The organism is Vibrio algarum (assembly GCF_028204155.1).
In the GTDB taxonomy this organism is placed as follows: Bacteria; Pseudomonadota; Gammaproteobacteria; order Enterobacterales; family Vibrionaceae; genus Vibrio; species Vibrio algarum.
Genome location: NZ_JAQLOI010000003.1, coordinates 385,233 through 409,897, shown reverse-complemented (window position 1 = coordinate 409,897; position 24,665 = coordinate 385,233). Strand labels below are relative to the sequence as shown.

Below are 24,665 nucleotides of genomic sequence, written 5' to 3'. Positions count from 1 at the left end.
CCCAAGTCTTTATCATGCTGGTTTATATCTTAGTTATCGACGCGGAAACTACCTAGAAAATTCACTCAATAGTTTAAAAATAATCTTGCATCTATCGAATGCTCTCGTTCGATAGATGCAAGTAAATAACTGCGATCTGTGAAGCCGGGCAAGAAATGGCGAATTTTGTGAAGTACGGCAAACATGACCAATCATCCATAGAACGGGCGGTTGCACAGGTGCTGTTTTGAATCTTGTAGATGAGAGTAAAGTGAGACGCAACTTAACGAGAAAGAGACGTGCAACGATGCTTAAGAAAGAGATTATATCACCCAAGCAGGCGGCATCAAAACTAAAAGATGGCATGACCATAATGGTCGGTGGGTTTATGACAATTGGTACACCAGAAGCGCTGGTGAATGCTATTGCTGAATCTGGAGTTAAAAATCTTACCATCATCTGTAACGATGCAGGACTACCGAATAAAGGCGTAGGAAAACTGATTGAAAATGGTCAGGTTTCCAAGCTTATCGCCTCACACATAGGCTTAAACCGAATTGCTGGTGAGAAGATGAATTCTGGTGAAATGGAAGTTGATCTTATTCCTCAGGGAACACTGGCAGAGCAAATTCGCGCCGCTGGCGCTGGACTAGGTGGTGTGCTCACCAAAACTGGATTGAACACCTTGGTTGAAGAAGGTAAACAAAAAGTTACGGTTGCAGGCGAAGAATTTTTACTTGAAGAGCCTATCAAAGCAGATGTTGCACTGCTCAAATCATCAATAACTGACGTTTACGGTAATACCTCGTTTAATAAAACAACAGCTAACTTTAACCCTGTAATGGCTACGGCCGCTGAAATGGTTTTTGTTGAGCCTGATGTTATTTCAGAACCGAATGAAGTAGATGAAAAATTCTTTACCCTTCCTTCTGTTCTTATTGATTTCATAGTGAGGTAAGCAAAATGTCGATGAAAAATCTTATCGCAAAGCGTGTCGCGCAGGAGTTAAACCTTGGTGACTTGGTAAACCTTGGTATCGGTATGCCAACCTCAGTGGCTGATTTCGTTCCGCAAGAAAAGCACATTGTATTTCAATCAGAGAACGGCATGGTTGGCCTCGATTCGACTCCGAACGAAGGAGAAGAAAATTGGGATTTGACCAATGCAGGTGGCACGCCTGTCACTGCAACTGAAGGCGCTGCGTACTTTGATTCAACCCTTTCGTTTACTCTTATTCGCGGTGGACACGTAGATGCCACTGTATTGGGTGCCATGGAAGTGGACCGTGAAGGTAACCTAGCTAACTACATGATTCCAGGGAAAATGGTTGCCGGCATGGGTGGTGCAATGGATCTGGTAAATGGTGCTAAGAAAGTCATCATTATGATGACGCATTGCAATAAAAAGGGTGAACCTAAAATTTTGGATAGCTGCACGTTACCTCTTACAGCAACAAACTGTATCGACCTTATTGTTACTGAACTTGCTGTTATCCAACCTACTAAAGATGGCTTGGTTTTAAAAGAAATTGCCTACAACACAACTGTTGAAGAGGTAATAGAAAAAACCGGCACAGAGCTTATTGTTTCAGACTTATTGACCGTATTTGGAGAAGAATAATGAAAGCAATCAATATTCAAGAAGTGAATGCATATGAACCACCAGGTCATTTTGGTGTTGTATGTTTAAAAATCCAGGGTGAAGACACAGGGCTAACTAAGTTCTGGCAGGGTCTTTCCATATTTGAAGCTGACGGTGGTGCCGAGTGGCAGTACGGTGAAGGTACATTCGGAGCGACGACAGAAAAAACCTACTTCGTGATTGAAGGCGAACTTACGGTTGAGAATGAGTCTGGTGAACAGTTTGTCTGTGGCAAAGATTCTTCGATTTCAATGCTACCAAACGAAAAACGTAAGCTTTGGAACAGCGGCAACAGCCAAGCAAGAGTGCTTGTCACAATTACAGCAGTGTAATACTTAAACAAAATTAAAATTAAAATTAAGAAGGTATATCAAATGGTTATGACAAACACTTGGAGCAATGATTTCGCAAAAAATTGCTTTGATCTGACAGATAAAGTTGCGGTTATTACAGGTGGTAACGGTACTTTAGGTGCAGCTTACGCTCAAGCATTCGCGTTACATGGAGCTAAAGTTGTCGTCACAGCTCGTCGTCTGGAAACATTACAAGAAACCGTTAATTCTGTAGCCGAAGTCGGTGGTGAATGTACCGCAATTACTGGTGATGTAACGGATGTTGCTGCTCAGCAAGCTATCGTTGACAAAGTACATGAAATGTATGGCCGTATCGATGTTCTAGTGAACAACGCCGGAATGGCTTTCCGCGCACCGGGTGAAGACATGCCATCAGATAACTTTAACCAAGTTATGAACATCAACGTAACGGGTACGCTAGTTCCTTGTCAGGTGTTTGGTAAGTACTTCATGAAACAAGGCTTCGGTAAGATTGTTAATACATCAAGTGTTCGTGGCTTCTGTGGTCACCCTGATGGTTACACAGCTTATGCGGCTTCTAAAGCGGCTGTAGATTCGCTGACAAAACAGCTTTCTACGGAATGGTCAATCAAGGGTGTTAAAGAAGGCTTTACTATTAATGTTAACGCCATCGCTCCAACACTCATTAAATCACCGCTGACTCAAGAAATTTGTGAAGACCCAGCTCGTATAGCTCCGTTTCTTGCTCGCCTCCCAATGGGCCGTGTTGCAGAAACTAAAGATATGATCGGGTTGGTTATGTTCTTAGCGGCGCCTGCATCTGATTTTATTAATGGCCAAATTATCTATGTTGATGGCGGCTGTACTGCGGGTTAATACCGAGTCAACTTATTAAGGTTTATATATGAATCATAACGATATTAAAAATATTACCATTGTCGGTGGCTCAGGCATGATGGGTGTGGGCATCGCTCAGATTTTTGCTGGTGGCGGCCGTAACGTAACAATAAAAACAAGAAGCGTTGCTAACTGTACTGCGTTTGAAGATATGTCCGCTCAGTTAGATATGTTTATCCGTGAAGGCCTATTAGAAGCAAAGCAAAAAGATACTATTTTGGATCGTATATCTATTACGGCTGATGCTATTGAAGCTTACGCTGATGCAGATTTGATATTTGAGTCCGTTCCTGAAGTGATGGACGTCAAGCACGCAACCTTCCGTGAAATGGAAGCGCATGCTCGTCCCGATTGTATCTTTGCTTCTGGTACTTCAGTGAAATCTATTACAGAGATTGCCGAAGCGGTTGAGAAGAAAGATCGCGTTATTGGCATGCATTTCTGGAATCCAGCGGTATTAATTCCGTTAGTTGAAGTTATCAGAACCGAAGATAGCAATGACGACGTTATTCAGTCAGCAATGGATTTATTAACAGATTGTGGAAAAGCACCTGCAGAGTGTAAAAAAGATGTTCCAGGATTCCTGGCAAATAGACTTCAACATGCTCTGTGGAGAGAAGCTTTCTACATGGCAGACCAAGGTATCGCTGACCCAAAAACCATTGATGAGTGTATTAAAAACTCCTTTGGATTTCGTATCGCGCAGCTTGCACCCTTCGAAAATGCAGACATGGTATCAACAGAGCTTAGCTTGAACATTCACGATTATATGTTCCAGCACCTTTATTCTGGTACTGAGCCTAGTTCAACCCTTAAGAAGTTGGTTGAAGAGGGTAAGTCAGGCTTTAAGACCGGAGAAGGCTTCCAAAACTGGACACCTGATCAAGCGGCAGCTTCAAAAGAAGATCTATTTAAATATTTGATTGATCAGACGAAATACCGTCGTTCAATGGAAAAGTAAGTAAAAATTTGCAAAGTGACCAATATCTATGGTCAGAAAATAAATTCAGGAGATAGTCATAATGGCTAACAACAATCATAATTTTTTCGCGGGTAAAACCATTGTCGATCTTTCACATCCGGTTGGCTCTCAGTCACCACAATGGCCTTATTTCCCACAGCCAGAGATCACTCGTGCGCATGGTTTAGCTAAGTCAGGTGTACTGACTCAGTTCTTCAAAATGCCTATGCACTGTGGTACTCACGCGGATTCACCTCGTCACGTTATTGAAACTGAGTTTGATGGCCGCCGTGCTCGTTATACGCACGAAATGGACCTAAATGCTTATTGTGGTGATGCAGTATGTCTAGATCTTTCACACCTTGAGCAGTGGACACTGATCAAAGCGGAACATATGGATGAAGCACTTGAAAAAACAGGTGTAACTCATGCAGAACTGAAAGACATGATTGTTATTATCTATACTGGCATGTCAGGGCAATGGGATGACTCTAAGCAGTATTATCACTACGCAACAGGTGTAGGCGCGTCTGTTGGTCACTGGTGTATGAAGCACGATATCAAAGCACTTGGTGTTGATCAGCAAGCACTTGACCATCCATTACACACATCGATTGGTGAGCGTTGTGCAGGGAAACTATCTATGAACCTAGAAGGTTATTCTGGTTTGCCATTGAAAGATGAGTATATCGCTAAATTTGGCATCGAAGAGTATGCTCACTTCGATCGCGATATCTATAAAGAAATTCATGGTGAAGAAGCATACCAAGAGCTTTATGGTTTGGTTGAAGAGAAAGGCATGTGCAACGGTACATGGGAACCATGTCATAAACTGCTTCTAGGTAACGGTAAAGTTGGCTGGGAAAACGTCGGTGGCAACGTGGCTAAGATTGCTGGTAAGCGCTGTACTATTATTGGTGCGCCATTGAATCTTTACTGTGGTGACGGCTCGATGACTCGCTTGATGGCTATTATCGACAGCGATGACGTAAACGATGTAGCGGACCGCGTATACCCATACGGCGACCACTAAGAATAATTAAATTTTAACAGAATAATCGGCTTCTACGTTGCTCCATGCTCACCTACCTACCTTGTATGGGCGCGTAAAAGCCTTTTTCTGATTTAATAGAGGCTTTGATGATGAAAGAAGTAGTTATTGTCAGTGCGAAACGTACGGCTATTGGTGCCTATCTGGGTGCTTTTGCAAATGTTTCGGCCATTGATCTTGGAGTTACTGCTGTTAAAGCGGCTATCGCTGAAGCGGGCATCACTCCTGAACAAGTAGACAACGTTGTATTAGGCAATGTCCTTTCTGGTGGATTGGGCCAGAACCCTGCTCGCCAGGTTGCAAAGTTTGCGGGAATTCCGAATGAGAAGACAGCAAACGTTGTTTCTATGGTTTGTGGCTCAGGGTTGAAGGCTGTGATGGATGCAGCAAACCAGATTCGTTTGGGTGAGGCTGATATTGTGGTTGCTGGTGGCATGGAGTCTATGTCTAACGCAGGACATGTTCTACAATCGCACCGTACGGGTGTCAAAATGGGACACTCCCAACTGACGGATACGATGCTTAATGACGGCTTAACTGATGCATTTGGCGGGTTCCACATGGGTATTACCGCTGAAAATCTAGCCAAACAGTTCGAGATAACTCGAGAAGAACAAGATAACTTTGCGGTTCAATCTCAAAACCGTGCTGAAGTAGCTGTTACTTCTGGTCGTTTTAAAGATGAGATTGTTGCCCACGCCATCCCGGGTCGCAAAGGTGATGTCATTGTTGATACCGATGAATTCCCAAAATTCGGTGCCACAATTGAATCTGTTTCTAAACCTAGACCTGCATTTGTCCGTGATGGTAGCGGTACAGTCACTGCAGCTAACGCGTCTGGTTTGAATGACGGTGGGGCTGCATTGGTATTGATGAGCCGTGAAAAAGCAGATGAACTGGGCCTAAAACCTTTGGCAACTCTTGTCTCTCAAGGTGCTGCAGGTGTTGATCCAGAAACGATGGGTTATGCGCCAGTTCCAGCGACACAGAAAGCACTAGAGAATGCCAACTTAGATATTAGTGATATGGATCTGGTCGAAGCGAATGAAGCGTTTGCATCACAGGCTTTATCTGTATGTCGAGGTTTAGATCTTGACCCCAATATTACTAATGTAAATGGCGGTGCAATAGCTCTGGGCCATCCAATTGGTGCGTCTGGTGCCCGTATTCTTGTGACGCTCGTTCATGAATTAACGAAACGCGAGAAGCGTTATGGCCTCGCAACACTATGTATTGGTGGTGGTCAGGGCGTCGCTGTCGTAATTGAACGTAATGCATAATGAGCACACTAGTTACTGTTAATTTAAAACTACGTTTTAGCTGATCCCCATAGGGTTCTGGCTTAGGCAAATTCAAGTTAAGTTTAGTCATACGGTTAAATTTAACGCACAAATTATAAAGAGGTAATCACTATGTCTTTAGAAAATAAACGAATTCTAACGGTTGCATGTACTGGCGCTTGGCCTAAAAAAGATATGTTTCCTGATGTTCCTGTAACACCACGTGAAGAAGCAGATGAGATCATCGCCTGTCACGCTGCTGGCGCTTCTATCGCTCACATCCACGTTCGTGATGATCAACAGAATGCTACGATGGATATAGCAAAGTTCCGTGAAACAGTGAGCTATATCCGTGAAGCAGAATGTGACATCGTTATAAACCTGACGACTTCTGGTGGTTTAGGCCTTGCCGATGAAATCCGTATGCTTCCTTTCCAAGAGCTACGTCCAGAAATCGCAACGTTTGATGCCGGTACTATGAACTGGGCTCATACTACGGTATTCGAAAATACGCCTGTGTTCCTAGGTAAGTTAGCGAAAGAAATGCCGTTGGTTGGTGTTACTCCGGAGATTGAAATCTTTGATATCGGTATGATCCACAACGTACTTTTCTATCGCAAATCTATCGACAAAGCTAATGCTAAGGCGCGCGAAGCAGGGGAACCTGAAGTACATAACCCGTTTGTTCGTCCTCACTTCCAGTTTGTGTTAGGTGCACCTGGCGGTTCACCTGCCGATGTTCACATCCTTATGCAGATGTTGGATGAAGTTCGTCGTTACTGGGGCAACAACTTTACATGGGGTGGTTTAGGTATTGGCCGCGGTCACCTTCCAATCATTAATGCGTGTATTGCACTAGGTGGTCATATCCGTGTAGGTATGGAAGATAATGTTTACTATCGCCGTGGTCAGCTTGCGACATCGAATGTAGAGTTTGTTGAGCGTACTAAGCGCATGCTTGATTGTAACGATTTGGAAATTGCGACGCCAGATGAAGCTCGTCAGATTCTAAATCTAAATCCAGAAAACTTCCCAAGCTGGAAGAACTACGAATAATAGCAAGTGATATCACCCATTAGGATAACTTACTTGTAATAAAAACTATTCGCATTTTAACGCTAATATACAGAGCGTTACCGTAAAGGGAGTCGTCCGAAACAGTGGATACTCCCTTTTTTATTTGAGTGACATCTCATTAGTAATTATAGGGACTAATAGGCGTACGGTATCTAGCTTAGAATGCATGTAATTGTATTATTAAATCTTTCTATAGAGTAACTGCGATGTTGAACGAGGCATTAAAAAATGCTCCGGGCCTAAATGGCTCGAGTATTATCGACCCACATCAGTTGGTCAGAATGTTGTTTTTTATCGAGCTGATCAATGCGGGCTCGATTACAAAAGCGGCAGAAACCATGGGCGTATCGACAAGTACGGGGTCGCGATGGTTGAGTGATTTGGAAGAAGAGTTGGGTATCAGCTTATATCAACGTAACAATCCAAGCGATAGGTTGACTGAAGCGGGTTCGTTTTTATACAGCAAATTTTCAGAGATCACTGATGATATCCATTTGATGATCAATGAACTTACCGGCTTTACCACAGAAACGCGGGGCAACATCAAAATTTGTTGTACGCCAATCTATGCTGAAAGTGTCGTCCTACCGATTGTTGGTGAATTTCTTGAGGCTAATCCATTGGTTAATATTCAATTGACCCTGACTCCAAGAGGGATGGATTACTACAAGGACCACGATTTTGTTATTTCAGCAATCGCGGGCCACGCAGCAAACAAAGATTCAGAGTTGTTATTGGTTAGACGAAACCTGCTTACTCAAAAGTTTGTCACTGTCGCATCACCAGAGTATTTAAGGAAAAATGGCGAACCATTAGTCCCACAGGATCTGGTTAACCATCGCTGTTTATACTCTAAGGCACTACAAAATCAGAACCAATGGGTTTACAAGCAAAATGGCGAAATAATCCCGATTAGAATCGTGAAATCCATAGAGGTTTCAGATGCTAAAATGATGTTGTCAGGCGCAATTAATGCGACAGGAATTACCTATTTGCCAGAGTTTATTGTTCAGAAATATATTCAAGATGGCAGATTAGTTACATTATTAGATGAATATGAAACTGATGACTGGTTGTTAAATATATATTATCTACCTCAACGATTTATGACGCACTGTGTTAAATCATTTAAGGACTTTTTCTTGGCTAATCATAGAAAGCAAGTAAATGAATTCAAGTCTGAGAATAATATCGAAAAATATTAATGATTTAGACTGATGTTAAGGCGTCATACATGTTATGACGTCTTTTCTTTGTTATAAACAATTATTATTACCTTGTGTTTTTTTGTTATTTTAAATGATGTCTTATTGATGGAAATGAGCTTCCTACTGATGGAATGGGTGAGCAATTGAAGGGTGATTTAGTTCTGGTTTTTAAATTTTTAAGTGATGCACTATTAATAATAGTTAACGTGAAATTATTATTTTAAATAAGAGGTTTTGATATGAGCTCTGTATTATTGATGGTGCTAATTTATAATATCATCGTTATTGGTGGTATAGGATGGTACTTGAATCAAAAAGATAAAGCATCTGGTAGAGTAACAGATATGGCACAAGGTGGTGCAGACGCGACTATCGCCATGTTTTCAGTCACACTAGCTATAACCTATCTCGGCTCTGCACACGTGTATGGCTTGATGGAAATGTCGTTTGGTATGGGTGCAGTTGCACTATGGTTCTGTTTTGCACACACAATCCTAATGTGTGTAATTTGTCTGGGTACAGGGCGTTGGGTTCGTCGTCTTGGGTGCGCAACAATACCTCAACTACAGGGTGAATTGTTCGGTAAGCAGATGAGAAACTTGACTGCTTGTGTCGGAGGAATGGTTGTGTTTGGTTTGGTTTGTCTTGAAACTCAGGCCATAGGTATTGCACTTTCGGCAACAAGCGGTTGGAGTCTGCCAGTCTCAGTCGTTGTTGGTGCAGTGATTGGTTTGGCGTATGTGACCATGGGCGGGATCAAGCAAACAATGTGGGTTAACTTAGTTAACGCTGTTGTAATGTATGGTTCGATTATTATTGCAGGCTTTTATCTGGCATTTGCGCTTCCGGAAGGCTGGGATGGCGTGCAGCAGTTTTATGTCGATAATGGCCAGGAGTTCAAGCTGAGTATATTCGGAACACCAGATTTGTTGTTCGGTTTTGGTGTTGCTACTGTCTTCTCTGTTGTATTTTCTCAATCAGTCAACCAGCAGGGTATGGCTGCTGCGATGTCGGCCAAAGATGAGAAAGTGATACGACGTTCGCTTTGGATTGCAGCGCCAATCAATGGGCTGTTTGGTGTCTTCCCTGTACTTGTAGGTTTAGCTGCAGCAACGATTCCTGAGTTTGCTGAATTAGGACCTAAATTGGCAGGTGCTACTTTAGTGGTTAAGTTGCTACCTACTTGGTTAGTGGTTCTTCTGCAGGCTGGTTTCCTTGGAGCTCTACTTTCAACTTATGCTATGACGGTTTTAGCCCCAGCGACTATCTTTACTAAAGATATCATCCAAGCGAACCAGAAGAAGAAAATGACTGCTGTAGAAGAAAAGAAAACGATGCAGCGTTTTATTCTAATATTTGGTGGCGTTGGCGCGGTACTAACGTTCTTTAATCAACCGGCGATTGTACCTGCTATTAACTGGTTGTTTGCATGGCTCGCTCCACTATTTTTCGTGACGGTTGCTGGCTTATTCTGGAAACGTAACGCGAATGTGGCTGCGGCAACACTATTGATTTCATGGGCATGTAACCTTGCTTGGACTATTCGCCCGATAAAAGAAGCGATAATTTCTGTAATTCCTGCAGCAGCGCCATTAGAAAATGCACATATTACTGCGGTTGTAGCTCTCGTATTAACGGTCGTGTTGTTGGCATTTACGAAGAATGCTGAACCGGCAAAATTAGCTCGTAACGAACATGTTCTTGTTAGAGGAGAAGGATAATGAATTTTGCTGCAGAACTATTTTTAAGTGCTCTAGGTATGATGTTAACTATTGTTGTAATCTCTGAGATTGTAGCGAAAATATTGGGTTTGACTAAGGGAGAAGACTAATGAGTGAAACTGATATTTATATGTTCGGTGTTATTGTTGTAGGCTTTATATTTTATGGCTGTACGGTATATTATGGAAAGCGCGGTGAATAAACTACATCAAGATATACGATAAAGATATTGTTAAATAAGGGAGTGCTCAAGGTGCTCCTTTATTTGTTTGGTTTTCGTATGGAAATATAGACACCAATACACGGGCCTATTTAACTAGTTTGATATTTAGGAAGTAGCACTTTAGGACTAATGGATTAAGTTCATAATGGTTGTTTGTCACTGTCATTAATGATTGTTAAATTTGATTTTATATTCAGTAAACATTGAGTTTTTATTACGGGTGTAGACAGTGGTTATCAGTTCTTCATATAAATAAAATTATAACTGAGGGTTTATACTAATGGAAACACTGCTCTGTATTGGCATTGTTCACTCTTTATTTATTATTCTCTTTCTGTTGTCAAAGCCGCAGAAGAATAAACGAGATATTATCATCGCTTTATGGATGGTTTTCTTAGGCTTACCTATGCTATCGGAATTAGTGAGCCAGGATGGGCTCGATTTACCAATTCCGTTTTTAAGGGATAAACTCCCTTACGCATTCACTTTTGGTCCGTTATTGTTACTGTATACCTCCCATATTACTGGTGGCAGAAAATGGAGTAAAAGCCAATACCTGATTCACTTTCTACCCTTTGTATTTGCTTCCGTCTATAAGCTTATTTTTGTCCCTGAAATGACATTTAATCCCAATCTGGATTCAGGAAATAGCAAATTAGGAAACGTCCTAGCATTGGCTATTTTAAGCTCCGCTGTTGGTTATTCATTCGTGACACTTCATCACCTCAAGAAGCACAAAATTGAAGTGTTAAATCAATTTTCATCACTTTCTACAGCGATTTCTCTTAAGTGGCTGAAATGGCTAACAATCGTCTTTCTGTTTAGTTGTGTTCAACCTTTTATCCTTATCCTTTTAGATTTTCCGGAGATACTGCATACACGTATATTTGCCTTAGTGACATTGATGATTGTGGTAAGTTTTTTTGGCTTAAAACAGTTGCAGATTTTTAGTGAAGCAGAGATAGGTGTGAGTTCTGGTTATCTTGGTTATAAGGAAAAATTGAAAGTCGCCAATCCTGATCTTGAATTATCTCCCACTAACCGGTCTTTGTCGGTGACATTCATACCAACTATAGAGCAATCAGTTCCTGAGCTAGAACTCATTGATAAAGTTGAACCGTCGGTTGAACGCGATAAAGGAAGATACGAAAGATCTGGTTTAACGGATGAGAGATCTCAACAAATGTTAGTCCAGCTAGAATCTCATATGGCTGTTCAAAAACCTTATTTAGATAGTAATCTGACAGCCGATAAGTTGGCGTTACAACTATCTATTCCTCGTTATCTTCTGTCACAAGTATTTAGTGAGCAATTGGGTACTAATTTTTACCAATTTATAAATGAGCATCGAATTGATGCCGTTAGATCGTTAATGGCTGATCCTGCTAATCAATCCATGACAATCTTGGATATGGCGCATCGCTGTGGCTTTAACTCTAAATCTACTTTTAATAAGTTTTTTAAGACCATCACCAATATGACACCTTCTCAATATCGAAAGCAATTATAGCTGAAAACTCTGTCAATACAGCTGTCTAGTAAACGGCCAAACTACGCCTAAACTGCCACAACCTTCACCATTTAGAGTACTAAATGGTGAAGGTTGTGGCAGCGATTCCTCTTGTTAACGCTTCGTCGCTATGGCTAAACACCCTGAAAAAAGTGGGCCAAATAGTTCTGCCAAATAGCTCACAACTTCAATCAATAAAGGTATTTCTAACGTGGTTAGGACGCTTTCGTTGAGATTTTTTGTCTCAATAGGGTCATCACAGCCGATATGCTTTCCTTCATTCAGAACTGGGTTTCGACTCTTTTGGTTTTTAAATGACGAGAAAGGAAAGGGCTTATTCAATGTAGATCGGATCGATTGAGTACTAAAAATGCGAGGTCGGTTTATTACAAAATGATTTAACAATGATGAATGGAGCTTTTATGAAGTTATCAAAATGTACAATTGCTATTACGGCAGGCCTAGCTTTATTTGCTAGTGTCCCGGCTGCTACGGTTGCAGCAAGCCCGGTGGAACAGCCTAATGTTGTGTTAATTTTGACCGATGATATGGGTTATTCCGATCTATCTTGCTTTGGAGGAGAAATTCCAACGCCCAATATTTGTGAGTTGGCAGAGAATGGCTCAAAGTTAGTCGATTATTATACAAACCCTATGTCTGCACCGACTCGATCAATGTTGATGACTGGTGTAGATAACCACAAAGCTGGATTGGGCAATATGCCACCGCTAATGTCAGCAAACCAATTGGGTCAGCCTGGCTACGAGGGTATATTGAACAACCGTGTCGCCACCGTGGCAGAAATGCTAAAAGAGGGTGGGTATTCCACGTATATGGCTGGTAAATGGCATTTGGGTGCAACGCCTCAGAGCTCTCCTCTTGGTCGTGGGTTTACCCATTCCTTTGCATTCACAGGAGGTGGTATTTCACACTTTGGTGATCAACTTCCTTTGAACCCGTTTGAAGCCCCGTTCTTCTTTTATATGGAAGATGGGAAACGTGTTGATACATTACCAGCCGACTTTTATTCAACGGACTTCTACACCGATCAAGTGGTTAAATATATCGGTGATACTGCCACAGACAAACCATTCTTTACTTATCTTGCTTATACCGCACCACATGACCCACTTCATGCGCCAGATGAGTGGATAGCGAAATTTGATGATGGTCGTTATGATGTAGGATATGACGTGATCCGCAAGCGACGCTTAGAGAACGTGAAAAAATTAGGTCTAGTTGCTGAAGATACCCCAGATGTCGTTAACAACAAAGACTACAAGCCGTGGGATATGCTTAGCGAAAAAGAGCAAAAGCGTTCGGCTAAAAAAATGGCTATCTATGCTGCGATGATTGCTAACCTCGATCATAATATTGGACGATTAGTACAACACCTTAAAGATATCGGTGAGTATGAAAATACGCGCTTTATCTATACTCATGACAATGGAACGAACCCTAAACCAGGATCTAACTACACGGGTAATGTGCCTAAATTCTTTGAGCAATTTGATAACTCGCTGGAAAATATGGGTCGCCCTAACTCATATGTTTCTTACGAAGCAGGTTGGGCTGAAGCGGGTACTACACCGTTCTCTTTCTACAAAACAACCAGTGGCCAAGGTGGTGTGCGTGTTCCTCTGATTATTTCCGGGTCTGATATTGCTGTAAAAGGTGAGTTCGTAGAGTCTGGTAATATCCATGTCACGGATATCACGCCAACTATCTTAGATTGGGCAAATATAGAAAAACCAAAAACACGTAATGGTGTAAAACTGCACGAATTTAGTGGTCGAACACTTGTTCCATTCCTTACGGGGAAAGAGAAACAAGTTCGCAGCGAAGACGAATACATTGCTATTGAACTCAATGACTACAAATTAGTGATTAAAGGTGATTACAAGCTACGTGCCATGTCTGCAGCTCACATTCGCACAGAAGGGAGAGATTGGAAACTGTTTAACATCGCTAATGATCCTGCGGAGCAGACTGACATTGCTGAGAAAGAACCAGAAAAACTGGCGGAGTTAGTCGCACTATATAATGAATATGCCACCGAAGTCGGTATTGTGGATAAAGATCTCGCTTATCCGACCATGTACCATCGTCAAACTTGGACTATTCGAGAAGGTCGTTTAACAGAAAACCCAGATAAGAAGTAGCAGCAGAGTTCTAACTGAAAATCGTCGGCTTCTGCGGAGGCTGGCGTTTACTAACATGGGTATTAATTTATGAAAAATCCTTTTCACGTCATCGTTAAGCCAGTCGGTGATGTTTGTAACCTTAATTGTACTTATTGCTTTTACAAAGAGAAGAGTGATGAAGGGGCGAGAATGTCCGATGAAACGTTGGTAAATCTCACTAAAAAATACATTCAAGAACAGCCTAAAGGATGCAAGGAGGTTCAGTTTGTTTGGCAGGGTGGAGAACCGATGCTTGCCGGACTGGAATTTTATCAAAGAGCGTTACAGTTACAGGATAAATATCGCCGTCCAGATATGAAAATAACCAATGCAATACAGACAAATGGCACTTTGATCACCAATCAGTGGGCTGATTTTTTGCATCATCATCAATTCCTCGTCGGGCTATCCGTCGATGGAACAAAAGTGATACACGATAGTGAGCGTCTTTATTATTCTGGACAAGGAAGCTTTGACAAGGTTCTTAAAGGGTACAAAAAGCTACAAGAGCGCGGGATACAAACCAACATTCTCTGCGTTGTTCACCCTAACAACGTCGAATGTGGAACTGAAATATATCAATTCTTAACCCACAAAATGCAAGTTAAAAGGCTGCAGTTTTTGCCTGTTGTTGGTGACGAAACTATCGATCCAACAGCGTGGGGAAAATTCCTGAGCAACGTATTTGAACTGTGGTTAAAGAAAGGTCTGGGACAGGTTTCGGTCCAGCTTTTTGACACCGCCTATGCCCGAATTGTTAATGGTGTAGAGACATTCTGTGTGCATGCCCACGATTGCGGCAATCAGTTAGTAGTTGAACGAAATGGCAGTGTTTACTCATGTGATCACTATGTTGAGCCTAGCCAGTACCTTGGTTGTGTTGATCAAAATAGCTTTGCGGAGATGCTTACTAGCCCTGCTCAATTAAGTTTTAAACGAATGTCAGCATTGCATGATGAGGTATGTAGCGGGTGTGATGTAAAAGGTTTATGTCAATCAGGTTGTCCGAAGCATCGAGATAACGATCATAAAAATAAACTGTGTAGTGGTTACTACTCATTCTATAAACATTCGATCCCTTACTTCTACGCCATTGCTGAGTGTCAGCGTCGCGGAATAGCCTTAACGCACTATGACAAGTTTATTACGCAAATCAAAACATCGATAATCCAGCAAGCAGGTTAGAGTGCTGACTAAAGAAATAAAGGCGAGCGTTGTTGTGTGCTTGATTGGCTTTCATCACAATCGCTCGTTTTATTTATAGAAAGCCAATTCCCATGAGTGCAATGCTTTATGCATTCTTATTGACCGAGAATATCGTTATCCTATTCCCTATAACTTGAGTGAACCTTGATTCAAATGTGTACATTATCTTTGCAGTGAGTAGAGGCAGTGCGCGCTTAATACCGCTAACTTAAATTGTGCGGTAATCCTTCAATGAAATAATCTAATATCTATGCAGGTTATTGTTACCTTGCGTAAGTCATCGGCAAAGCAGTAAAGCATTCCAAGTGTTGTGCAGACCACTTTGCAGCATGAAGATAATCGATGCATATCATCATATCTGCCTACCCTGTGGTAAGAAAAACTGATGTGGTATTTTAAATTCCATGGGAAAATTCAATAACTTTTGAGTTACTATACATTTGTAAATAACCCGTGTTGACCTTGCCATTATTTACTCAAAGTTGAACATTTTACTCAAAGTTAAAATTGTCGCACTCATGAAAATGTCATCGTAGGACAAGATATTGAAAAAACAACAATCAATTTTAGGTGAAAAAGGAATGCTTTTCTTCCTTGTCGTTATAAGCGCTTTTCCACCATTAAGTACCGATCTCTATTTGCCTGCTATGCCTCAAATGGTAGAGATTTTTAATACCAATCAGGCCATGGTCAATATGACGCTCAGTGGATACTTCCTTACTTATGCAATAGGTTTGCTTTTTTGGGGGCCTCTAAGCGAAAAATATGGGCGAAAACCAATTCTATTAGTGGGCAGTGGTCTGTATATCACTGGCAGTTTATTTTGTGCATTTGCTACAAATATCGAATCATTGATTGCATGGCGTTTGTTTCAGGCATTTGGTGGAAGTGCTGTCACCATTGTCGCAACGGCTATCGTAAAAGATCTCTATGAGGGACGAGAGAGAGGTGATCATGGGGACCATAATGTCATTGGTTATTATTGCTCCGATGGTTGCCCCAGTACTGGGCGCTTTCCTCTTAAAAGTGGCATCTTGGAATATGATGTTTGTGGTGCTTGCGCTTTTTGGAGTGCTTGCAGGTCTATTGTCCATGTGTTTTGAGGAGACGATTGAGTCTAGATACACAGGTTCCGTAGCTCGGTCTTGGACGCGATTGGGGGTGGTTCTAAAGAACCCTAATTTTGTTAGCTTGCTGTGTATTTTTTCTATCCCACCTTTGGCAATGATGGGTTTTTTAGCTGCGGGTTCCTATATTTACATTGATGGTTTTGGCTTAACTGAGCAACAATTTAGCTTTGCTTTTGCATTCAACGCGTTATTCGCTTCAATGGGGCCTCGTATTTACCTAAGGATATCCAGACGTATTCCAATTACCACCATAATTACTGGCTGCTACGCGGCGTTAGCATTATGTGGTTTGGCTATGCTTGCCTTTGGGGACCTTTCTCCTTGGATATTTGCCTTCATTGCTGCACCTGCCACTTTAACGGTCATTACAACTCGCGTACCTGGTACTAATTTGATGCTTGAGCAGCAAAGTAAAGACACAGGATCTGCGGTTGCTATCATTCAATTCTTCGGCATGATGTGTGGGTCGCTGGGTATGGTGTTGGTTTCACTACGCCAAGAAACATTAATTTCAAACCTAGGGCTGATGCAACTGGTGATTGGTATCGTGGGTTGCGTGCTGTGGTTATTGGTCAGAAATAAAGATTATGTAGTGAATAATCTCCCAGACATGAAAGCCTCAAAAAATGTAGAGTAGTTACTTCACCCTTTATTTGTAAGGAAATCTATAATGGCTCTTGTTTTATATTATGCGCCCGGCGCGTGTTCTGGCGTCACAATTAATGCTTTGGAAGAATTAGGGTTGGATTGTGATTATCGAAAGATTGATCTCTCCTCAGGTGAACAAAAAACGGAAGCTTACCGAAAGATAAATCCATACGGTAAAGTCCCTGCGTTGATCAGTGACGATAAGCTGTTAACTGAAAATCCGGCTATCCTGCTTTACCTGCATTCGTTAGTTGCAGACTCGACATTGCTGCCGAAAACAGACGATAAATACCAAGCTGCGCTTTATTCCTCGGATCTAATGTGGATGTCTAGCTCGGTACACCCATCAGTTCGTCATGTGTGTATGCCGATGTATTATACTCTGAACCAAGATACTACGGATGTTGTTGAAAAAGGGCGCCAGTCATTAACCTCTTATTTCAACATCGCTGAAAAGAGACTACATAACCAAGCTTGGTGGTATGGTTCGAAATGGTCTATCGTCGATGTCTACTTGCACTGGTGTTACACTCGAGCCCTTCGTGGTGGATATTCGCTAAGCGATTTCCCTGCACTTCTTGAACATCAACAACGAGTAGAGGCACGTCCGAGTTTTCAGCGACGAAAAGCGATTGAAAACCGTTGATCTCAGCTCAGTGTCGCTGTTGAACATAACAAGAGATGTCATTTGACGTTATGATCCAAAATAAAATCATATCTTCTGGTAGATCGTTCAGTGCCCTGAATATACAAGGGCATGAGCCTAATGGTATTTGGGACCCTCATCGGCACGACTACTATGAAATAATGTGGTGCCTCGAAGGTAAAGGTCAACATTCAATTGATTTTTCAACATTTAAATTGAGAACTAATCGCGTATTTTTGATCTCTCCACATCAAGTGCACGACGCACGCCAATTAGACAGTTGCCTACGTGTAGTGGCGTTTAAAAGTGATCTGTTTGAAGTCAGCCAAAGGCATAACGAGGTGATGAAAAAGCTGGGCTTTGACAATGTGTTTCAACAACCTTTTCTCGACCTCGATGAGGATGGCGTTTCGCATTTAACATCGTTGTGGGAGTTGCTTCTTGTTGCTGATGAAGACAATGATCTGGGGTTGATTGAGTCATTGTTATCGAGCTATTTACGAATATTAGCTCGTTATAGAATTTCCGAACACAATGAAGGTGCACCGTCGTCGCGTGACCAGCGAATTGAAAAAATAGAATCACTGATAGAAAACAACTATATTCAGCAAAAGCGATGTGAGTTTTATGCTGATGCAGTTAATCTCACTCCTAAACGAATTAATGAGCTGATGCGAGCGGCGTGTGGCAAAACGGTGACTCGAAGTATTATCGACCGTATTTGTCTAGAGGCTAAAAGAGAGCTTACATTTTCGTCTAAATCAGTACAAAAAATTGCCATTGAATTAGGCTATGATGATAGCTCGTATTTTAGCCGATTATTTAAAAAACAAGCTGGGCTCTCACCGTCTGACTATAGAACGAAAATGTTCAAATAGTGCTACTCTTCCGGCTTTTCGTCAATTTCTATTTCGAAGCCTGTGACGTATACTTTTGCTAAAGTCCACCCCTATAAGACTTCTCTTTGTCTTTGACCCTATTTCTGATTTTTATGGGGTGGATAGAATACAAGAGTAGCCACAATATGACAGCGAAACCCATCCATCTTACCTTAGCAATGATGCTGACCCTCGGCGCGATATCTGGCCTAACCCCATTGGCGATGGATATGTATTTGCCGGCTTTGCCACAAATGGCAACCGATCTCGCTACCAGCACAAATGCCATCCAATTTACACTTACTATTTATATGGTGGGTTTTGCTTTAGGTCAGTTGGTTCATGGGCCTCTTTCCGATTGTTATGGCAGAAAAATAGTACTGTTGATTGGGATTGCACTGTTTGGGTTATCGGCCCTCGCGAGTGTGTTCATGCAAACCGCTTTTTCTCTTACTGCAATGCGCTTGATTCAGGGGTTAAGTGGTGCAACAGGTGCCGTTGTTTTGATGGCATTAATTCGCGATATGTTTGATAGGGAAAAGTTTTCACGGGTGATGTCACTAGTGAGTTTGGTTATGACCATAGCACCATTGGTCGCACCGTTAATTGGTGGTTACCTCACAGTGATTTTTGGCTGGCGAGCGATCTTTGTTCTATTGGCCATTCTTGCGTTAGTTATGCTTATTCTTATTGTCAATCAGCTCCCCGAGACTCTTCCTATAGACAAGCGTCAGCCATTAAATTTTATCGGTATATTTAACAATTATATGGAAGTACTCCGTGATCGAAGATCACTCGGTCTGATCGCTTGTGATTCACTCGCTTTTACCGGAATGTTCTCATTTTTGACAGTTGGTTCCTTTGTCTATATTGAAACCTACGGAGTGAAGGTAGAACACTTTGGTTACCTGTTTGCACTTAATATTGTCACGATGACGTTGCTTACCATGGTGAACGCCAAATTTGTTATTAAGGTAGGGATTCATCATTTACTGCGTGGTGGACTCACCATTATGGTCTTGGCGAGCGTTGGACTAACGCTTGTTATCTATATGGATCTAGGGCTTTGGGGGCTTGTCCCTTGCATCATGTTTTATGTTGGTTCTATAGGACTTATTAATAGTAACTGCATGGGCTTATTACTAAGTCGGTATTCGAAACTTGCAGGTACAGCCTCAGCTTTGGCTGGCACAATGCGATTTGGTATGGCTGCGATACTTGGCTCTATTGTCGCAGGTTCTCCCCATGACCCTACGTTTACGTTGGTGCTGAGCATGGCGTTGTGCGCTCTTGGGGCAACGTTTAGTTATATTTTTGCGGCAAGAAACTCTTAGAGCACGATTAAGTGCAAAGACGGACTAAATCCGAGTTATTCAAAATTCTTACAAAGAGTTCCATTTATGATCACTGATTATCTATTCTATTTAACGGCTGTTCCAGCAGTGCTTCTCTATGCCATTGGTAAAGGTGGTTTTGGCGGCGCATTAGGTGTTATAGCAGTGCCAATGATGGCGTTGACATCAAGCCCGGTTCAGGCTGCAAGTGTGTTATTGCCAATTCTATGCGTAATGGATGTCTTTGCTATTCGTTATCACTATAAAAACTGTGATTTATCTGAATTGAAACTGATGTTACCGTCTGCGATTGTCGGTATTGTGATTGCTTCATTCGCTATGGGTGTGGTATCTGAGCAAAGTTTAGAGCTTTTCATTGGGACGATTTCATTACTATTCTGCCTTCAATACTACTTGAAGGGCGCCACAACGAAAACGTACAAATATTCCGGCTATTTTTGGAGCAGTTTATCAGGATTCTCTAGCACTCTTATCCATGCAGGGGGAGGACCAATTAGCATGTATATGCTGCCGAAGAAACTAGACAAAATGGTGATGGTCGGCACGATGGCTGTTTTTTTCGGTATTATGAACCTGATTAAACTTATACCTTATGCTTATTTAGGTAATTTCGATCAGCAAAATCTGTTGACGTCTCTGGTACTTACCCCATTAGCGCCGATAGGGGTTAAATTAGGTACACTATTATTGAATGTGATCAGTCAACAGAGGGTTTACCAGATTTGTTATTTCATGCTTACACTCTCTGGTGGAAAATTATTTTTTAGTGGAATATTTGGTTAATAATTCGATCAAAAATAACGGTTGAATAGGTTAAATATTCCGCCGTTTTATCCCCCTTGTGTGACAGATCAAATCAACAAAAACTGCTTCTGCTACTATCAAATTTTACTTTGATGGAATGCTAAATATGAAGCTTCATTTAACTAAAATTCAAACGTTGTGTTCACTTATCGTGGCTTCTTTTTTGACCTTTTTTCCTATTTCTAGTGAAGCATGTGATCGCAGCGCACTGACCACATATATGTCAGCATCAGACGAGATGCAAGCTCTGGATAGATCGGTTCATACTTTCCTCAAATCACTCAGTAGTAAACAAGGTATGGATATGTTGATTTTGGCTTATAACGCGCCAGATTATATTGCTGAATACCGACAACGTTTAAATACCCTCACGGATAATCAATCAAAAGTAACGGATTCACTTAACCAGTTTTATCTCTGTACAGGGTTAAAACAAACTGAAGTCGATGCTCGTTTTGGTCAAACGTTCGAACAGCACGATAAGTTACTTAATCATCTACAAATGCATGATACGTCATTTGCAGAAAATAAATTTTCTAGCGAGATAAAAGCAGCGCATAACCAAGCCATTAGTTTGTTTGGTGATAGTGAATCCGGTGTAATGGAACCACTACAATTGACCCAAAATATCTATAAAAATATTGCTCAAAACTTTGCTAAACAAGCGACAATATTTGAACTTTGGGCACTGAAGGAAGCCAGAGGAACAGAAGGATTTATGAGTGTAACAGGCCTTAATATTCTGAATTATTCGCCAGAAGCACAGTTGCAATTGCATTTAGATAGAGGTTTATCTAAGGAATCTTTTTTATTATTTGGTGGGCCTGCTGATGGTGAAGAATACCCACAGTCTATTCATCATTTGGCACGAGAACTATCGGGCTATACTGGTGATGGTAATTTGCCTACGGTTGATCAAATCCCGAACCGAAGCCGACTAGCCATAATAATAGAAATCAGTGAGGCCAATAAACAAGAGCTGTTAGAATTGCTTTCACAATATGAAACCGCTGCAAACCAATTTAAGACACGGTCAGCGCAACGATATAACGTCCAAGATTGGAAACAAACTGACCGTGAACCTTCCAATATGGAAGAACTGTTACAATTCTGGGCTATTCAAAATTATCAACTAATACGTAAACAAGCCGATATTATTGATGAATTAGTTGATCCTAAAGTGGCAAAAGATTGGCAAGCTATGGTCGAAACGATACCAACAAAATAGCTCAATAGGGTAAGCGCCTTCCGATATTGGCGTTTATCCTAAGCTATCTAATGAGTTGCTTGGCTGTATTTCACACAGTACATTTTAAGGATGTAGGAGAAGGTCATGCGGAATGCTTGATTTCTCCATGTAAGGTTTCGGTAATACTAAATTTCTGAATAGGATTACTAAATTCCGGAACAGCGTTTTAATTGACTCATGTAGTGAGCGCTATTATCTTTAGAACAGTAAACTAATACGTTGATGCAATTGGTTTTTATTATGAATCGCCTCAATTCATTTTAGATGGAATATATAAAATATAAAGGTTAGGAATTTTACGATGTGTATCTATAAAAATAAAAACCATACAACTGTCGAGCGTGTGAAAGATCTCCTTTCAAAAATGACATTCGAAGAGAAAGTGGCTCAATTAGGTGCGCAGTGGCTCATTCTTGATGAAAGTGGTAACCATCAAGAACGTGAGTTAGAAATGTCCAATAATAGCGCTAATCGAACGGTAAAAGAGAAACTAATGCATGGTCTCGGGCAAATTGCACGACCACTCGGGACTCATACGGTCGGTGCAAAAAAAGGTGTTATTGCACTTAATAAGCTTCAAAAATACTTAGTGGAAGAGACTCGGTTAGGCATTCCTGCCATTCCGCACGAGGAGTGTTTGGTCGGTCTAATGGCACAAGGTGGAACCCTTTATCCTTCTTCTTTGAATTACGGGCATACTTGGAACCCGGAGTTAATAGAGAAAGTGGCAGAAGACATTGGTCGTCAAGCGAGAGCCGTGGGAGCGAAGCAGGGGCTTGCACCAGTTTTGGATGTATCTCGTGATGTTCGTTGGGGGAGAACGGAAGAAACATTGGCTGAAGACCCTTACCTTGTAGGTATGATGGCAACAAGCTATGTGAAAGGTTTGCAAGGCAAAGATCGTGATTTTATGGCAACGTTAAAACACTATGTCGGGCATTCGGCAAGTGAAGGTGCAAGAAATCACGCACCGGTAAACCTTGGTTTTAGAGAGCTGAATGATACATTTTTATTGCCATTTGAAATGGCGGTGAAGCTAGGCAACGCCGGCTCGGTGATGCCGGCTTACCATGATATTGATGGTGAACCTTGCCATAGTTCAAATTACTTGATGACCGAAATTTTACGTAACCAGTGGGGTTTTGATGGTCTTATTGTCGCTGACTACGGTGGTATTGAGCTTCTTAGTGAGCACCACGCAACGGCTGAAGATCGCGTGGATGCGGCAGCACAGGCATTTAATGCTGGCCTTGATATGGAGTTGCCCGATGATGCATGTACAACTTACATTGCTCAGGCGATTGAGCGAGGGCTTATAAACCAAGAAAAAATCGATGAAATTGTTTCACGTATTTTGTCAGTGAAGTTTGAATTAGGTTTGTTTGAAAATCCATATACACCCGTGCCCACGGAATCTCTTCACAACGAAATAAGTGAACAATTGGCATATCAAGTTGCGAGTGAATCCATTGTACTTCTAAAGAATGATGGTCTATTACCTTTGGCAGAAAGTTGCAAAGTGGCACTTCTTGGCGCTACGGCTGATGACCCACTAGCACTGCTCGGTGGTTATAGCTTTCCTGTCCATTTGATATTAAGTGGTCACGACTCAACAGAACGTGTCGCAAAATCAATTAAAGAGGCGTTTGAAGAGCGAATGTCAGTCATTGATTATCAAAAAGGCTGCGATATTCTAACGGAACGTCATGGCGGAGCACCCGTGTTCCCAGGTGATGTTGACATGGCCATCGCCCAGAATACCTTGTCACCAGTAAGTAAGGATACGTCGCACATTGAATCTGCTACCTCTAGCATCCAAGGTGCTGATGTTGCGGTCGTTTGTGTCGGTGATCTTGCGGGGTTATTCCAAACGGGTACGATTGGTGAAGGTTCAGACGCGGATTCATTGGATCTACCAGGTGTGCAACAACAGTTGCTTGATGCTGCGTTAGATAGCGGAAAACCAGTGGTGGTTCTTGTAACTGGCGGTCGACCATATTGCTTGGGTCGTGCAGAAGATGAAGCCGCTGCTATTGTGTACGGTTGGGCTCCGGGTCAACGTGGTGCTGATGCAATTGCCGATGTGCTAACCGGAGTTATCAACCCTAGCGGTAAGCTGACTATTTCGATTCCTAAAAACGTGGGCGCAGTACCATACTTCTATAACCATAAGTTGAAAAGTGCAGGTACGCCAATTGCGTTCCATTTCGGTTCGCGATTCAACTTTGGTTTTGGTCTAAGCTACACAAGCTTTGATTACTCTAATTCAACTCTAGTAAAATCAGACTACGACTTCGATGAATCAGTCACCATTTCAGTGGATATCACCAACACGGGACACCGTGCAGGCGCTGAGATTGTTCAGTTGTATGCGCGAGATAAAGTGTGTTCTGTTGTTCGTCCAGTCAAAGAACTAAAAGGGTTTAAAAAGTTATATTTAGAACCGGGTGAAACTAAAACAGTTCTCTTTAGCCTACCTATCGACATGCTGAGTTTTACTGATTTTTCTTATCAACGTGTGGTTGAAGGCGGTGAGTTTGATTTGATGTTAGGTCGTTCATCGCAAGAGATTGAGGCGCGTCATACTATTAAAGTGAAACCCGGCAAGAAAGCTTTGCCAAAAGAGTGGGAAATGGTGTGCGAAGTGTTTGTAAAATAATGCGATAATCCAACCGGTTATGAATCATTGGTGCCGTTTAACCAT

At 41.7% G+C, this 24,665-nt stretch carries 20 protein-coding genes and 1 pseudogene; 20 read left to right on the top strand and 1 reads right to left on the bottom strand.

The features are described 5' to 3' along the window. Positions 1-226: 226 nt before the first annotated feature. The 11 genes from PGX00_RS17235 to PGX00_RS17185 all read left to right on the top strand — a co-directional run bounded on the left by PGX00_RS17235 (position 227) and on the right by PGX00_RS17185 (position 11,862). The gene (locus tag PGX00_RS17235; RefSeq protein ID WP_322107883.1) at positions 227-937 is read left to right on the top strand and encodes a CoA transferase subunit A; all 711 of its coding nucleotides are present in this window, start codon (positions 227-229) and stop codon (positions 935-937) included. A gap of 5 nt (positions 938-942) precedes the next feature. Further along, on the top strand, positions 943-1,599 hold the full coding sequence (locus PGX00_RS17230) for a 3-oxoacid CoA-transferase subunit B (protein WP_272138870.1): 657 nt from the start codon (positions 943-945) through the stop codon (positions 1,597-1,599). Then, positions 1,599-1,952, top strand: coding sequence for a cupin domain-containing protein (locus PGX00_RS17225; RefSeq protein WP_272138868.1), 354 nt, complete (start codon positions 1,599-1,601; stop codon positions 1,950-1,952). The genes PGX00_RS17230 and PGX00_RS17225 overlap by 1 nt, the downstream gene beginning before the upstream one ends. Before the next feature lie 42 nt (positions 1,953-1,994). Beyond that, the gene (locus PGX00_RS17220; protein WP_272138866.1) at positions 1,995-2,810 is read left to right on the top strand and encodes an SDR family NAD(P)-dependent oxidoreductase; all 816 of its coding nucleotides are present in this window, start codon (positions 1,995-1,997) and stop codon (positions 2,808-2,810) included. A gap of 28 nt (positions 2,811-2,838) precedes the next feature. Beyond that, complete coding sequence (locus tag PGX00_RS17215) at positions 2,839-3,792, top strand: 3-hydroxyacyl-CoA dehydrogenase family protein (protein ID WP_272138864.1); 954 nt, start codon at positions 2,839-2,841, stop codon at positions 3,790-3,792. Between the two features lie 61 nt (positions 3,793-3,853). Continuing rightward, positions 3,854-4,825 carry a cyclase family protein gene (locus PGX00_RS17210; protein ID WP_272138862.1) on the top strand — a complete coding sequence of 324 codons (972 nt, stop codon included), beginning with the start codon at positions 3,854-3,856 and terminating at the stop codon, positions 4,823-4,825. Between the two features lie 110 nt (positions 4,826-4,935). Further along, positions 4,936-6,123, top strand: a complete 1,188-nt coding sequence (locus PGX00_RS17205; protein ID WP_272140892.1) for an acetyl-CoA C-acetyltransferase — start codon at positions 4,936-4,938, stop codon at positions 6,121-6,123. A 132-nt stretch (positions 6,124-6,255) separates the two neighbouring features. Beyond that, positions 6,256-7,179: a BKACE family enzyme gene (locus PGX00_RS17200; protein ID WP_272138860.1), complete on the top strand. Its 924-nt coding sequence runs from the start codon at positions 6,256-6,258 to the stop codon at positions 7,177-7,179. Between the two features lie 227 nt (positions 7,180-7,406). Further along, complete coding sequence (locus tag PGX00_RS17195) at positions 7,407-8,405, top strand: LysR family transcriptional regulator (protein WP_272138858.1); 999 nt, start codon at positions 7,407-7,409, stop codon at positions 8,403-8,405. A gap of 242 nt (positions 8,406-8,647) precedes the next feature. Beyond that, the gene (locus PGX00_RS17190; RefSeq protein ID WP_272138856.1) at positions 8,648-10,129 is read left to right on the top strand and encodes a sodium:solute symporter family protein; all 1,482 of its coding nucleotides are present in this window, start codon (positions 8,648-8,650) and stop codon (positions 10,127-10,129) included. 503 nt (positions 10,130-10,632) lie between these two features. Then, positions 10,633-11,862: a helix-turn-helix domain-containing protein gene (locus PGX00_RS17185; protein WP_272138854.1), complete on the top strand. Its 1,230-nt coding sequence runs from the start codon at positions 10,633-10,635 to the stop codon at positions 11,860-11,862. 114 nt (positions 11,863-11,976) lie between these two features. Here the strand turns inward: PGX00_RS17185 and PGX00_RS17180 are convergent, their stop codons facing one another. Further along, the gene (locus tag PGX00_RS17180; protein WP_272138852.1) at positions 11,977-12,204 is read right to left on the bottom strand and encodes a hypothetical protein; all 228 of its coding nucleotides are present in this window, start codon (positions 12,202-12,204) and stop codon (positions 11,977-11,979) included. 80 nt (positions 12,205-12,284) lie between these two features. On the opposite strand from PGX00_RS17180, the gene PGX00_RS17175 reads away from it, so the two are divergent. The 9 genes and pseudogenes from PGX00_RS17175 (at position 12,285) to PGX00_RS17135 (ending at position 24,620) form a co-directional block, all read left to right on the top strand. Further along, on the top strand, positions 12,285-14,024 hold the full coding sequence (locus PGX00_RS17175) for an arylsulfatase (RefSeq protein WP_272138850.1): 1,740 nt from the start codon (positions 12,285-12,287) through the stop codon (positions 14,022-14,024). A 69-nt stretch (positions 14,025-14,093) separates the two neighbouring features. Further along, complete coding sequence (locus PGX00_RS17170; RefSeq protein WP_272138848.1) at positions 14,094-15,230, top strand: anaerobic sulfatase maturase; 1,137 nt, start codon at positions 14,094-14,096, stop codon at positions 15,228-15,230. A gap of 566 nt (positions 15,231-15,796) precedes the next feature. Continuing rightward, positions 15,797-17,018: pseudogene (locus PGX00_RS17165) on the top strand (multidrug effflux MFS transporter). A gap of 33 nt (positions 17,019-17,051) precedes the next feature. After that, a complete protein-coding gene (locus PGX00_RS17160) occupies positions 17,052-17,675 on the top strand; it encodes a glutathione S-transferase family protein (protein ID WP_272138846.1) in 624 nt (207 codons plus the stop codon). Between the two features lie 50 nt (positions 17,676-17,725). Beyond that, on the top strand, positions 17,726-18,553 hold the full coding sequence (locus PGX00_RS17155) for an AraC family transcriptional regulator (RefSeq protein WP_272138844.1): 828 nt from the start codon (positions 17,726-17,728) through the stop codon (positions 18,551-18,553). 146 nt (positions 18,554-18,699) lie between these two features. Then, the gene (locus PGX00_RS17150) at positions 18,700-19,887 is read left to right on the top strand and encodes a Bcr/CflA family multidrug efflux MFS transporter (protein WP_272138842.1); all 1,188 of its coding nucleotides are present in this window, start codon (positions 18,700-18,702) and stop codon (positions 19,885-19,887) included. Between the two features lie 66 nt (positions 19,888-19,953). After that, on the top strand, positions 19,954-20,691 hold the full coding sequence (locus PGX00_RS17145; protein WP_272138840.1) for a sulfite exporter TauE/SafE family protein: 738 nt from the start codon (positions 19,954-19,956) through the stop codon (positions 20,689-20,691). Between the two features lie 127 nt (positions 20,692-20,818). Further along, positions 20,819-21,940, top strand: a complete 1,122-nt coding sequence (locus PGX00_RS17140; protein ID WP_272138838.1) for a hypothetical protein — start codon at positions 20,819-20,821, stop codon at positions 21,938-21,940. A 322-nt stretch (positions 21,941-22,262) separates the two neighbouring features. Then, positions 22,263-24,620: a glycoside hydrolase family 3 N-terminal domain-containing protein gene (locus tag PGX00_RS17135; protein WP_272138836.1), complete on the top strand. Its 2,358-nt coding sequence runs from the start codon at positions 22,263-22,265 to the stop codon at positions 24,618-24,620. Positions 24,621-24,665: the final 45 nt, after the last annotated feature.